Annotated in this window: 16 protein-coding genes; 9 read left to right on the forward strand and 7 right to left on the reverse strand. The window is 73.8% G+C overall.

Features of this window, described 5'->3' with window-relative positions:
- Positions 1–35: 35 nt before the first annotated feature.
- Together K0V08_RS14305 and K0V08_RS14310 are read right to left on the reverse strand one after the other, a co-directional pair.
- The gene (locus tag K0V08_RS14305) at positions 36–392 is read right to left on the reverse strand and encodes a TIGR02611 family protein (protein ID WP_011931866.1); all 357 of its coding nucleotides are present in this window, start codon (positions 390–392) and stop codon (positions 36–38) included.
- Between the two features lie 104 nt (positions 393–496).
- Positions 497–1,096 (reverse strand): TetR/AcrR family transcriptional regulator, encoded by a 600-nt coding sequence (locus tag K0V08_RS14310; RefSeq protein ID WP_011931867.1) that lies wholly within the window; start codon positions 1,094–1,096, stop codon positions 497–499.
- A gap of 60 nt (positions 1,097–1,156) precedes the next feature.
- Here K0V08_RS14310 and K0V08_RS14315 point away from each other — a divergent pair, with 60 nt between their 5' ends.
- The 3 genes from K0V08_RS14315 (at position 1,157) to K0V08_RS14325 (ending at position 3,763) form a co-directional block, all read left to right on the forward strand.
- The gene (locus K0V08_RS14315) at positions 1,157–2,740 is read left to right on the forward strand and encodes an MFS transporter (RefSeq protein ID WP_079531663.1); all 1,584 of its coding nucleotides are present in this window, start codon (positions 1,157–1,159) and stop codon (positions 2,738–2,740) included.
- Positions 2,741–2,925: 185 nt separating this feature from the next.
- Positions 2,926–3,540 (forward strand): hypothetical protein, encoded by a 615-nt coding sequence (locus tag K0V08_RS14320; RefSeq protein ID WP_128516955.1) that lies wholly within the window; start codon positions 2,926–2,928, stop codon positions 3,538–3,540.
- Complete coding sequence (locus tag K0V08_RS14325) at positions 3,533–3,763, forward strand: hypothetical protein (RefSeq protein WP_104293620.1); 231 nt, start codon at positions 3,533–3,535, stop codon at positions 3,761–3,763. Before K0V08_RS14320 ends, K0V08_RS14325 begins: the two co-directional genes overlap by 8 nt.
- A gap of 73 nt (positions 3,764–3,836) precedes the next feature.
- Here the strand turns inward: K0V08_RS14325 and K0V08_RS14330 are convergent, their stop codons facing one another.
- The 3 genes from K0V08_RS14330 to K0V08_RS14340 form a co-directional block, all read right to left on the reverse strand.
- Positions 3,837–4,856 (reverse strand): LLM class flavin-dependent oxidoreductase, encoded by a 1,020-nt coding sequence (locus tag K0V08_RS14330; protein WP_011931870.1) that lies wholly within the window; start codon positions 4,854–4,856, stop codon positions 3,837–3,839.
- Positions 4,857–4,935: 79 nt separating this feature from the next.
- Positions 4,936–6,006 (reverse strand): LLM class flavin-dependent oxidoreductase, encoded by a 1,071-nt coding sequence (locus K0V08_RS14335; RefSeq protein WP_079531665.1) that lies wholly within the window; start codon positions 6,004–6,006, stop codon positions 4,936–4,938.
- Positions 6,007–6,050: 44 nt separating this feature from the next.
- Entirely contained in the window at positions 6,051–7,016 is a 966-nt protein-coding gene (locus tag K0V08_RS14340) for a quinone oxidoreductase family protein (RefSeq protein WP_079531668.1), read from the reverse strand.
- A 120-nt stretch (positions 7,017–7,136) separates the two neighbouring features.
- On the opposite strand from K0V08_RS14340, the gene cysK reads away from it, so the two are divergent.
- From cysK to K0V08_RS14360, 4 genes are read left to right on the forward strand one after another with little or no spacing between them, the layout of a single operon-like run.
- Positions 7,137–8,075: a cysteine synthase A gene (gene cysK / locus K0V08_RS14345; protein WP_079531671.1), complete on the forward strand. Its 939-nt coding sequence runs from the start codon at positions 7,137–7,139 to the stop codon at positions 8,073–8,075.
- A 2-nt stretch (positions 8,076–8,077) separates the two neighbouring features.
- The gene (gene epsC / locus K0V08_RS14350) at positions 8,078–8,662 is read left to right on the forward strand and encodes a serine O-acetyltransferase EpsC (protein WP_079531673.1); all 585 of its coding nucleotides are present in this window, start codon (positions 8,078–8,080) and stop codon (positions 8,660–8,662) included.
- The gene (locus K0V08_RS14355) at positions 8,662–9,321 is read left to right on the forward strand and encodes a TrmH family RNA methyltransferase (protein ID WP_079531675.1); all 660 of its coding nucleotides are present in this window, start codon (positions 8,662–8,664) and stop codon (positions 9,319–9,321) included. Before epsC ends, K0V08_RS14355 begins: the two co-directional genes overlap by 1 nt.
- A gap of 34 nt (positions 9,322–9,355) precedes the next feature.
- Entirely contained in the window at positions 9,356–9,913 is a 558-nt protein-coding gene (locus K0V08_RS14360) for a GrpB family protein (RefSeq protein WP_043560540.1), read from the forward strand.
- Here the strand turns inward: K0V08_RS14360 and K0V08_RS14365 are convergent.
- The gene (locus K0V08_RS14365; RefSeq protein ID WP_079531678.1) at positions 9,910–10,311 is read right to left on the reverse strand and encodes a hypothetical protein; all 402 of its coding nucleotides are present in this window, start codon (positions 10,309–10,311) and stop codon (positions 9,910–9,912) included. The two genes, K0V08_RS14360 and K0V08_RS14365, sit on opposite strands and share 4 nt — an antisense overlap.
- Positions 10,312–10,481: 170 nt before the next feature.
- Here K0V08_RS14365 and K0V08_RS14370 point away from each other — a divergent pair, with 170 nt between their 5' ends.
- On the forward strand, positions 10,482–10,886 hold the full coding sequence (locus tag K0V08_RS14370; protein WP_079531681.1) for a RidA family protein: 405 nt from the start codon (positions 10,482–10,484) through the stop codon (positions 10,884–10,886).
- 18 nt (positions 10,887–10,904) lie between these two features.
- Here the strand turns inward: K0V08_RS14370 and K0V08_RS14375 are convergent, their stop codons facing one another.
- Entirely contained in the window at positions 10,905–11,906 is a 1,002-nt protein-coding gene (locus K0V08_RS14375; protein ID WP_011931879.1) for an adenosine deaminase, read from the reverse strand.
- A gap of 77 nt (positions 11,907–11,983) precedes the next feature.
- Here K0V08_RS14375 and K0V08_RS14380 point away from each other — a divergent pair, with 77 nt between their 5' ends.
- Entirely contained in the window at positions 11,984–12,262 is a 279-nt protein-coding gene (locus K0V08_RS14380) for a hypothetical protein (protein ID WP_079531683.1), read from the forward strand.
- The last annotated feature ends 13 nt before the right edge of the window (positions 12,263–12,275 follow it).

A 12,275-nucleotide genomic window follows, 5' to 3' on the forward strand; every position in this document is an offset into this window, starting at 1 on the left:
CCGGATCGACCGGAAGGGGGAGATGGGCGCGCGGGTCAGCGCGCGGTGCGGGCCGCGCGACGCTCGGCGCGGGAGGCGCGCCACCGGCGCCACGCGTCCCAGAAGCGGTGCAGCTGGCGCTTGAGGAACACGTTCACGCGATGCGCGGCGGGGAACTCGGTGCCGAGCACGGCGATCCCGAGGAAGACGATGAGCCAACCGGGGCCGGGCAGCGGGATGAGCACGATGCCGACGAGGACGATGGCGATGCCGAGGAGCCCCACGAGGATCCGGTAGAGCCAGCGGGCCTTGGGGTGCAGCTCGATCCAGGCCCGGCATCGGCGCAGGAACCGCCGGAGCGGATGCGCGTGGCTGGAGCCCGCCTCGTACTCGCGGGTCAGGGTGTCGGACATGGTCTCACGCTACGGGCGGGGCCTGGGAAGCGTCTCCCTCATCCGGGGAATCCGCAGGATGACGTGTCGACCAGGGGCCGGGCGCCGTCGTCAGCGGCGGAGCGTCAGCTCGCGGCCGGCGCCGTGATCCGCCGGGCCGCCTCGACGACGGCCGCGCGGTCCGCGGCGCGCGCCCGGGGCGAGTCCGCGTGCATCGCCGGGTAGGGCGACTGCACCCACGCCTGCGCGAGCGCGAACAGCATCGTGAGGAGGCGCTGCGGATCCCACGACGGGTCGATGTGGCCCTCCTCCTGCCCGCGGCGGACCGCCTGCACCTTGGCCGACGGCGACGTCGCGCTGTGCGGCACGTCGAGCTCCAGGCCGTCGAGCCGCGCCCACGCGAGCATGCGGCGGTGCTGCGGGTGCTCGTATGCGTGGTCGAAGAGCTGGCCGACGAAGCCGGGGAGGTCGGCGGGATCCAGCGTCACGGCGGAGAAGAACTCCACGCCGTTGAGCTTCAGCACCGCGTGGAACAGCGACTCCTTGTCGGTGAAGTGCGCGTACAGCCGCTCCTTGCTCGCGCGGCCCGAGCGGGCGATGCGGTCGACCCGCGCGCCCGCCAGCCCGTGGGCGGCGAACTCCTCGCGCGCGGCCAGGAGGATGCGGTGCCGGACGTCGTCCTGCTTCTCGTCGGTCGGTCGGGCGGACCCCGTCGTCTCTGCCATGTGAACAGCGTATGTCAAACGAACCGGTTCGTTTGACTCCGTCCACGATGCCGCCCTAGATTGGACCGTCCTCGCCCGCCCGGGCGCCGCACGACCATCCAGGAGCACCAGATCTCGCACGCACGCACCCCTGAGGACGCACCGCCGTCCACGTCCTCCGCATCGCTCGCCGGCCCCGCCGCACCCACCGGCCCCGCCGCTCCGGCCGCGCCGTCCGCCCGCAGCAAGTGGATCCTCCTCGCCGTCGTCGCCCTCGCCCAGCTGATGGTCGTGCTCGACGGCACCATCGTGAACATCGCCCTGCCCGCCGCCCAGCGCGACCTCGGCATGACCGACGCCGACCGCACGTGGGTCGTCACCGTCTACGCGCTCGCCTTCGGCTCGCTCCTCCTGCTCGGCGGCCGCATCGCCGACTACTGGGGCCGCAAGCGCTCCTTCCTCCTCGGCATGGTCGGCTTCGCGGCGGCCAGCGCGATCGGCGGGTTCGCCGTCTCGAGCGAGACGCTCCTCATCGCGCGCGGCCTCCAGGGCGTCTTCGCCGCGCTCCTCGCGCCCGCCGCGCTCGCGCTCCTGTCGGTGACGTTCCCGTCCGGCCCCGACCGCGTCAAGGCGTTCGCGGTCTACGGCACCATCGCCGGATCCGGTGCGGCCGTCGGCCTGCTGCTCGGCGGCGTGCTCACCGAGTACCTCAGCTGGCACTGGTGCCTGCTCGTCAACGTGCCCATCGCGATCGTCGCGATCGTCGCCGGCATCCCGCTCGTGAAGGAGAGCCGCGCCGACGGCGACCGCAGCTACGACGTGCCCGGCGCCCTCCTCGTCACCCTCGGCCTCGCATCCATCGTCTACGGCTTCTCCCGCGCGGAGAACGGCTGGACGCAGCCCGACACCATCGGCTTCCTCGCGCTCGGCGTGGGGATCATGGTCGCCTTCGTGTGGTGGGAGTCGCGGGCGCGCAACCCGCTGCTGCCGCTCCGCGTGGTGGCCGACCGCACCCGCGGCGGCGCGTACCTCACCTCGGTGATGGTGGGCGCGGCGCTCCTCGGCGGGCTGCTCTACCTCACGCTGCACTTCCAGATCGTGCTCGGCATGTCGCCGTTGATCTCGGGCCTCGCGTCGCTGCCGATGGCCGCGACCATCATGCTCACGGCCCCGCAGGTCGCCCGCCTCCTCCCGAAGGTCGGCCCGCGCGTCCTCATGACGATCGGCCCGCTCCTCGCGGCCGCGGGGCTCCTGTGGTTCAGCCGGATCACGGTCGACGGCGCGTACGTCGTGCAGGTGCTGCCCGGCCAGATCCTCCTCGGCATCGGGCTCGCGTTCGTGTTCGTGCCCATGCAGAACGTCGCGCTCTCCGGCATCGAGCCGCGGGACGCGGGCGTCGCGGGCGCGGCGCTCACGGGCACGCAGCAGATCGGCGGATCCATCGGCACGGCCGTCTTCACGGCCCTGTTCGCCTCCGCCGTCACCGCGTCGGTCACCGACGGCGTGGCGAACCCGCTGCAGCAGCAGGTCGACGGGTACCACGTGGTGTTCCTCGCCGCGGCGATCGGCGTGGCCTGCGCATCGATCATCTCCTGGTCGATGGTGCGCGTCCCGCTCGAGCGCTTCCGCGAGGGCGCCTCGACCGAGGCCGTCAGCATGCACTGATCCCGCGCCGGATCGCGCGACGACGCCCCTCCCGCATCGCGCGGGAGGGGCGTCGTCGCCTCCCGGCCGGGTCGGCACATGAAGTCGCGCTGACCTCCGCCTCCGCCGGGGTGTGTGCGCTTCGCTCGCGCAAGTGCGCGACCTGCGAACCTCCCCCGAAGCACTCCGACTAGCTAGGAGCAACCATGCGCATTCATCCGATCCCCATCATGGGGGGCATCGCAGCCGTCGCACTGTCGACGCTTTCCTTCGCGTCCAGCGCCTCGGCGACGCCGACGAGGACTCCCTTGAGCCGCATCAGCGCCTCATTCTCCTCCGGGCCTGCTCGAACGGCGGACGTCTCCGACGCTGTTCCATCCACGGAGCGCATCGAGAGAGCCGGTATCGAGCTCCGCGAGAGCGCGGTTCCGCGGGACGCCGTCAGTACCGCATTCGGCCAGCGCGTGACGTACCGCATCGGCGACGGAGTGACCATCACCTACACCTACTCACCGGGAGGAGCGCCGGTGGTCGGGTCACCGACACAGGAGGAGCTGGGTAGTTCTCTCGTACGAGCCGGGGCGGATCCGTTCCCGTACGTCAGCCTCGACCCCTCCGAGCAAGCGGCTGGCGCGGCGGGCACGCTGGGCTTGCTGATCTGTGCGGCACTCGGCCCGGAGAGCGGTGGCCTCGGGTGCGCAGTCGGCGTCGGGGTGGGAGCGACCATCGTCGCGGTAGCCACAGCCCATGGCGTCTGCACACGCAACCGGAATATGCGGATCTACCTTCCGACGTTGGAAGTACAGTGCCGTCGTGATTGAACCGGAGGACCACCGAGCAGATCGAAGCCGTGCCCTCGCATCGTCGTCCATCGTCGTCGCGTTCTTCCTCTTCTCGCAGTTGGTGATCGTGCCTCTGCTCGACGGGCGTTCCCCTGCCACGCAGGCCGTGCCCGCGAGCGTGGTCGCTGTGCTCATGTTCGGCGTCACGTACCTGGTCTCCGTGTCCTTCCAGAAGCGCCGCCGGCGCCGAAGTCGCGACTAGGGCGAAGGACGACGCCCCTCCCGCACCGACCCTCATGGTCGGGCGGGAGGGGCGTCGTCGTGCGCGGGCCGGGTCAGACGGCGGGCGACCAGCCGAGGGCCGGGCCGAGGAGCTCGGCGATGTCGGTGAGGATCTGCTCGAGGTCGGCCTCGCCGAGGGTGAACGGCAGGGCGAACGCGACCTCGTCGACGGCCTGGTACGCGGGGTCGGCGTGCAGGCGCGCGGCGATCTCCTCCGAGGTGCCCACGAGGTCCTCGGCGAAGAGCAGCCCCCGCGGACCCTGCGGGACGCCCACCCGATGCGCCCGGGACGCCGCGTACGCCTCGTAGCGGGCGCGCTGCTCGGGGGTCGCGCGGTCGGTGGGGATCACGACGAGGCCCTGCGACACCCGGGCGTCGGCGCCGGTCGGATGGGCTGCCCGGTACGCGTCGATCTGCGCGCGCTGGTTCGCGCCGAAGTCCGGCCCGAGCTCGCCCTGGATCACGCTCGACGTGAGGAGGCGGAAGCCGTTCTCGCCGGCCCAGACCGCGGAGCGCGTGCTCGCGGCGCCGTACCAGATCCGCTCGGCGAGTCCCGCGGCGTGCGGCTGCACGGTGGAGGCGTACTCCTCCTGTCCCTCGCGGGCGGCGGCGTCGCTGACGGTCCGGCCGTGCACGAGGTCGCGGAAGCGGAGGAGGCGGTCGTAGCCGAGGTCCTCGAGGTCGGCGGTCGTCGGGTAGATCGCGTCGCGGTACGTGTCGAAGCGCATGGGCGTGCCGATCGAGAAGCCCGGCTGGAGGCGGCCGCCGGTGAGGAGGTCGACGGTCGCGAGGTCCTCGGCGAGGCGGAACGGGTTCTCGGCGCCGATGGGCGTGACGGCCGTGCCGAGGTCGATGCGGCGCGTGCGCTGTGAGGCCGCGGCCATCACGGCGACGGGGGAGGAGATCCCGTGCTGCAGGTGGCGGTGCCGGAGCCACGCGCTGTCGAGGCCGAGCTGCTCGCCCCTCTCGATGATCCGGAGGGTGGCCTCGTGGCCCTCGGCGGGATCCGCCGGGTCGAACGTGCCGATGGTGAGGAAGCCGAGGCGGGCGAGCGGGGTACCGGATGCGGGCATGGACCGATGGTAGGCGGGCGGTGCCGCGGCGCCCCTCCGCCTTCGCGGTCGGGGCGGCGCACAACCCGGCGGCCGCGGATCAGGTGGTCGCGGGCGCCCAGCCGAGCGCCGGGCCGAGGCGCTCGGCGACGTCGGTGAGGATCCGCGCGAGGTCGCCCGCGGGGAGGCCGGCGGGCAGCGCGATCGCGAGCTCGTCGGCGGCCTGCACGGCCGGGTGCGCGAGGAGCGCGGCGGCGAGCTCGTCGGACGGGCCCACGAGGTCGGGCGCGCGGACCATGCTCGACGCGGCCGCCGCGTCCTCCGACTGGTCGGTGCGCCGGGCCCGCTCGGCGCGCGCCGCCGCGTCGGCCGCGTACCGCGCCCGCTGCTCGGCCGTCGCGCCGTCGGTCGGCACCACGACGAGGGCGAGCGTGACGTGCGCGGCGGCCGGGTCCGGATGCGCGGCGCGGTAGGCGTCGATGAGGTCGCGCTGGTCGGCCGCGAAGCCGCGGCCGCCGGCGCCGGATGCGCGCTCGGTCACGTCGGAGGCGAGCAGGCGGAAGCCGTGCGATCCCGCCCAGGCCGCGGTGCGGAGCGTCGCCGCGCCGTAGCCGAGCCGGTCGGCGAGGCCGGGGGACGCCGGCTGCACCGTGGGGGTGAGGGCGTCGTCGTCGTGCTCGTCGTCGGATCCGTCGGGCCGCTCGTCCGCGCCCGGCACCCGTCCGCCGCGCAGCAGGTCGCGGAAGCGCAGGAGCCGCTCGCGCCCCGGCTCCTCGTGCTCGGCCGTCGTCGGGTGCACGGCCCGGTCGACCGCGGCCACGCGCTTCGGGCTGCCGACCGAGAGGCCGGGGCGCAGGCGGCCGCCGGAGAGGAGGTCGACGGTCGCGAGGTCCTCCGCGAGGCGGAGCGGGTTCTCGGCGCGGACCGGGATGGAGGCGGTGCCGAGCGCGATGCGGCGCGTGCGCTGCGAGGCGGCGGCGAGCATCGCGACGGGGGAGGAGATCGCGTGGCGGAGGTGGTCGGGCCGGAGCCACGCGGTGTCGAGGCCGAGCGCGTCGCCGAGCTCAACCAGCCGGAGCGCCTCCTCGAGGCCGACGGCGGGATCGGCCGGATGGAACGGGCCGGTGGTGAGGAAGCCGAGGCGCGTCGGCGCGGATCCGGGTGCGGGCATGCGACGAGGGTAGGCGGTGCCGATGCGAGTGCGCCGACCCGGCCTCAGGGGATGAGCACGATCGACCCCGTCGTGCGCCTGGCCTCCAGATCCTCGTGGGCGCGCGCCGCGTCGGCGAGCGGGTAGGTCGCGCCGACGCGCACGTCGAGGGATCCGTCGAGCACCGCCGCGAACAGCTCGCCCGCGCGCCACCGCCGCTCCTCCGCGTCGAGCAGGAAGTGCGCGAGCGTGGGGCGCGTGACCGAGAGGGATCCGCCGGAGTTGAGGCGCTGCAGGTCGAACGGCGGGACCTGGCCGCTCGCGCCGCCGAAGAGCACGAGGGTCCCGCGGATGCGCAGGGAGGCGAGCGAGCCGTCGAACGTGTCGCGGCCGACCCCGTCGTAGACGACGTCGACGCCCCGGCCGGCGGTGAGCTCGCGGACGCGCACGGGCACGTCGTCGTAGCCGAGCACGTGCGTCGCGCCCGCCGCGCGCGAGAGGGCGGCCTTCTCCTCGGTCGACACCGTGGTGATCACCTCGACGCCGCGATCCACGAGCAGCTGCGTGAGCAGGAGCCCCACGCCGCCGGCGCCCGCGTGCACGAGCGCGCGATCCCCGGGGCCGGCCGGGTACGAGCTCGTCGCGAGGTAGTGGGCGGTGAGGCCCTGGAGCGGGAGCGCCGCGGCGACCTCCATGTCGACGCCGTCCGGCACGGGCAGCAGCGTCTCGGCGCGGACGAGCGCGTGCTCGGCGTAGGTGCCTGTCGCCTCGGCGGTCGCGACGCGGTCGCCCACGTGCACGCCGCTCACGCCGTCGCCGAGCGCCTCGATGACGCCCGCCGCCTCGGATCCCGGGACGTACGGGTGCGCCATCGGGTAGACGCCGCTGCGCCGGTACGTGTCGATGAAGTTGACGCCCGCGGCGTGCACGCGGATCCGCACCTCGCCGGGCCCCGGATCGGGCACCGGCCCGTCCGTCAGGGTCATGACCTCGGGGCCGCCTGGCCCCTCCACCTCGATGCGCGCGCTCATGGGTCCAGCCTGCAGGAATGCCGCCGCGACACGCGCGGTTGGGCTCCCATAGGCTCGAAGTCGAGCAGGTGCGCGCGGCAGCGCCCCGCACCGACCAGGATCACGACGAAGGTGGAACCCATGGCAGGTCGCGTCTACGACGACATCACCCAGCTGGTCGGCGGCACGCCGCTCGTCCGGCTCAACCGGCTCACCGAGGGGCTCGACGCGACCGTGCTCGTGAAGCTCGAGTCGCACAACCCCGCATCCAGCGTGAAGGACCGCATCGGCGTCGCCATCATCGACGCGGCCGAGGCTGCCGGCGCGCTGGAGCCCGGCGGCACCATCGTCGAGGGCACGAGCGGCAACACGGGCATCGCGCTCGCGATGGTCGGCGCGGCGCGGGGGTACAAGGTCGTCCTCACGATGCCCGAGACCATGAGCGTCGAGCGCCGGCTGGTGCTGCGCGCGTACGGCGCCGAGATCGTGCTGACCCCCGGCCCCGAGGGCATGCGCGGCGCGGTCGACCGGGCCAAGCAGATCGTGGAGGAGACCCCGAACGCCATCTGGGCGCAGCAGTTCGCGAATGCCGCGAACCCGCAGAAGCACCGCGAGACCACGGCCGAGGAGGTCTGGGCGGACACCGACGGCGGCGTCGACGTGTTCATCGCGGGCGTCGGCACGGGCGGCACCATCACGGGTGTCGGCCAGGTGCTCAAGGAGCGGAAGCCGGGCGTCCAGATCGTCGCGGTCGAGCCGCTCGACTCGCCCATCCTCAACGGCGGCAAGCCCGGCCCGCACAAGATCCAGGGCATCGGCGCGAACTCCGTGCCCGAGATCCTGGACACGGAGGTCTACGACGAGGTCGTCGACGTCTCGCTCGAGGACTCCATCCGCGTCTCGCGCGCGCTCGCGACCGACGAGGGGATCCTCTGCGGCATCTCCTCCGGATCCATCGTGTGGGCCGCGCTCGAGATCGCGAAGCGGCCGGAGAGCAAGGGCAAGACCATCGTCGCGATCGTGTGCGACTACGGCGAGCGGTACCTCTCCACCGTGCTGTTCGACGACCTGCGCGACTAGGCGTGGGGATCGTCGCCCGGGTCGTCGAGGACCTCCGCACCGCGCGCGCCCACGATCCGGCAGCGCGCGGGTACCTGGAGATGGTGCTCGGCTACCCGGGCCTGCACGCCGTGTGGCTGCACCGGGTGTCGCACGCGCTGTGGCGTCGGCGTCTGCGCTTGGCGGCGCGGCTGCTCGCGCAGGCCGGGCGGGCGCTGACCGGGGTGGAGATCCACCCGGGCGCGCGCATCGGGCGGCGGCTCTTCATCGACCACGGCATGGGCGTCGTCATCGGCGCGACGGCCGAGGTCGGCGACGACGTGCTGATGTACCACGGCGTCACCCTCGGCGGGAAGAGCCTCGTGCACGGCAAGCGGCACCCGACGGTCGGCGACGGCGTCACCATCGGGGCCGGCGCGAAGCTGCTCGGGCCCATCACGGTCGGCGCGGGCAGCGTCATCGGCGCGAACGCCGTGGTCGTGAAGGACGCGCCCGCGGGATCCGTGCTCACGGGCATCCCCGCGGTCGAGACCGGGAAGCGGGCGGGGCGCGCGCCGGACGCGCACGTGGATCCGGCCTTCTTCGTGGATCCCGGGATCTACATCTGATGCCGACCGCACCGGAGGGCGCCGAGCCGGCACCGACCGTCGAGCACAGCACGCACGGCGTCGGACCCTGGCCCGGCGGCCCCGAGGCGTGGCCCGACGAGCCGCACCTGGATCCGGAGCTGCTCGAGCGCGGCGACAGTCGCAACGTCATCGACCGCTACCGCTACTGGCGCATGGACGCGATCGTCGCCGACCTCGACCAGCACCGGCACCCGTTCCACGTGGCCATCGAGAACTGGCAGCACGACATGAACATCGGGTCGATCGTGCGGAGCGCCAACGCGTTCGCGGCCGACACCGTGCACATCGTCGGCCGGCGCCGCTGGAACAAGCGCGGCGCGATGGTCACCGACCGGTACCAGCACGTCGTGCACCACGCGACCATCGCCGACCTCGTGGAGTGGGCGCGCGGCGAGGGCCTGCCGATCATCGCGATCGACAACGTCGACGGATCCGTGCTGCTCGAGACCACGCGCCTCCCCGAGCGCTGCGTGCTCGTATTCGGCCAGGAGGGCCCTGGCCTCAGCGACGAGGCGGTGGCCGCGGCCGACATGACCGTCGCGATCTCGCAGTTCGGCTCCACCCGCTCCATCAACGCGTCGGCGGCGGCCGCGGTCGTGATGCACGCGTGGGTGATGCAGCACGTGTCGTTCGCCTGACGCGCGACGCCTCGCCTGGCAGGATGTCCCGGTGATGGACGACCGCGACCGCCGCCGACCCGACGTGACGAGCGTGGACGTCGTGGGCGGGCAGCCGCCGCTCACCATCGGACTGCAGGAGCACGACCACGGCTGGGCGGACTCGTACCTCGCGCACCGGCGCCGGATCCTCGAGGCCGTGGGCGACGCCGCGCTCGCCGTCGAGCACATCGGATCCACGTCCGTCCCGGGGCTCGCCGCGAAGCCCATCGTGGACGTCGTGGTCGTGGTCGCGGACATCACGGCGGAGGAGGACCACGTCGAGCGTCTCGTCGCCGCGGGCTACGACCTGCGTGTCCGCGAGCCCGGGCACCGCCTGGTGCGCACGCCGGCGCGGGACGTCCACGTGCACGTCTACGAGCACGGTGATCCCGCCGTGGAGGCGTACCTGCTGCTCCGCGACCGGCTCCGCGCCGATCCGGCCGACCGCGACCTCTACGAGCGCACGAAGCGGGAGCTCATGACCCGGCGGTGGGAGACGATGGACGCCTACGCGGACGCGAAGACCGCGGTGATCCAGGGGATCCTCGCCCGGGCGCGGGCAGCGCGCTAGCGGAAGGGCCAGTCGTCGACCGTGTGCGGCACCGCGATGACCTGCACGGGGTCGGCGTAGACGATGCGTCCGGGCGTCCGGGAGCGCAGCTCCTGCCACGGCACGTCGTGCCGGTCGAGCAGCGCGAGGTAGTCGGCCGTGAAGGACAGGAGGTCGGTGGCGTCGGCGAGGAACCAGGCGCGGGCGCCGGGGTTCCGCACGCGGTCGTGGCAGTCGGGGTCGACGGAGCGCGGATCCGCGTAGGACTCGGCGGCCCGCGCGTTGGCGGCGTCCATCCACTCGCCCTCCTCCGCGGAGAGCATGCCGCTCAGGCGCAACCCGTTCGCCAGCGCGAAGACGCCGGGGAAGGTGCCGCGGCGGTTGGGCGCGGCGCTCTGGAAGCGGACGTAGTCGGGCACGCGGCGATGCTAGGGACGGCTGCTGCGGATCCGACCTCGCGGGGGGGGGCGAAGTGGATAGCGGGCCGCGCTGGGCGGACATCCGCGCGCGCTCCGCGGACATCCGGCGGGCGAGCGCGGATGGGAGGCTGGGGGCGCCGCGGGTGCTGCCCGCGCGAGACGGGAGACCCATGACCGCCGTGACCCTGATCCGCTCCGCCGCCCTCGCGGACGCCGCCGAGTACGCCTACGCCGCGACCGCGCCCGCCGACGCGCGGCTCGTCTTCCTCGCGGGATCCTGCCCGCTCGACGCGGACGGCCGCACGGTCGGCGTCGGCGACCACGCCGCGCAGGCCGCGCGGTGCGTCGAGAACCTGCGGGTCGCGTTGGAGGCGGCTGGCGCGACCCTCGCCGACCTCGTGAGCACGCGCGTGCTGGTCGCCTCGAGCAGGCAGGCCGACCTCGTGGCCGCCTGGGAGGTCGTCCGCGACGCCCTCGCGCCGCACGATCCGCCGAGCACGCTGTTCGGCGTCACCGTGCTCGGCTACGACGACCAGCTCGTGGAGGTCGAGGCCGTCGCGGCCGTCGTCGACTGACCGCGTGCCGGGCCGGGGTCAGAGCGCGGACGCGCGCCAGGCGTCCACCGCGGCGAGCAGCTCCGCGCGGCGCTCGTCCGACAGGAACGACGCCTCGAAGGAGTTGCGGGCGAGGAGCGCGACGGCGTCGTCGTCGAAGGCATGAGCCTGACGCAGCTGCCGGAGGTTCTCGCCCAGGTAGCCGCCGAAGTACGCGGGATCGTCGCTGTTCACGGTCGCGAGCACGCCGCGCGCGAGGAGCTCGGGCAGCGCGTGCTCGTCGAGCGACTCGTTCACGCCGAGGCGCACGTTCGAGAGCGGGCAGACGGTGAGCGGGATCCGGTCGGCGACGAGCCGGTCGACGAGCGCGGGATCCTCGAGGCAGCGCACCCCGTGATCCACCCGCTCCACGCGCAGCAGGTCGAGCGCCTCGTGGATGTAGGCGGGCGGACCCTCCTCGCCCGCGTGCGCGACCGCGTGCAGGCCGAGCTCGCGGGCGCGCGCGAAGACGTCGACGAACAGGGACGGCGGATACCCGACCTCGGCCGAGTCGAGCCCGACGGCGAGCAGCTCGTGCGCGCGGCCGGCGACGGACTCGAGGGTCGCCATCGCCTCATCAACCGGACGGTCGCGGAGGAAGCTGAGGATCAGGCCGCCCGAGATGCCGTGGCGGACGCGCGCGTCGCGGAGGGCGTCGAGCAGGCCGTCGACCACGTCGTCGACGGGCACGCCGCGCGTCGTGTGCGCCTGCGGGTCGAACGACATCTCCACGTGCCGGATCCCGTCGGCCGCCGCCCGCTCGAGGTACGCGGCGGCGAGGTCGTGGAAGTCGCGGCGCGTGCGGAGGACGGCGGTGCACGCGTAGTAGAGGTCGAGGAACGACTGCAGGTCGGTGAACGCGTAGCGCGAGCGGAGGTCCTCGATGCCCTGGTACGGCAGCTCGACGCCGTTGCGCTCGGCGAGCTCGAACACCAGCTCCGGTTCGAGGGTCCCCTCGACGTGCAGGTGCAGCTCGGCGGTGGGCGGGAGCGTGGAGATCATCCGTCCACGGTAACGGGCGGGGGTGGGGTGCCCGCCGGGTCGGACCCGGAGCGGGCGGCCGCTCGTAGGCTCGGGGGATGGAGGCGTTCGAGGTCACGGTGCTCGGGGAGCGGTGGCGCATCGCCGAGCGCGAACCGATGGGAGCGACCCCGGCCTACGACCTCGACTGGCTGGACGGGCCGGCGGACGGCACCTACGGGTTCGCGGTCGGCGGAGCGCCGCTCACGCCCGAGCAGCTGATCGCGGAAGCGACCGCGTTCGTGGAGGGCTTCTCCGAGGCGGGCGGGATCGGCGAGGACTTCCCTGGCTTCGTCCCGGCCCGCTTCCGCGACGCGGGCTTCCGCGACGCGGGCTGAGGTCGAGGGGCGG

Source organism: Clavibacter michiganensis, from assembly GCF_021216655.1.
GTDB classification, from domain to species: Bacteria; Actinomycetota; Actinomycetes; order Actinomycetales; family Microbacteriaceae; genus Clavibacter; species Clavibacter michiganensis.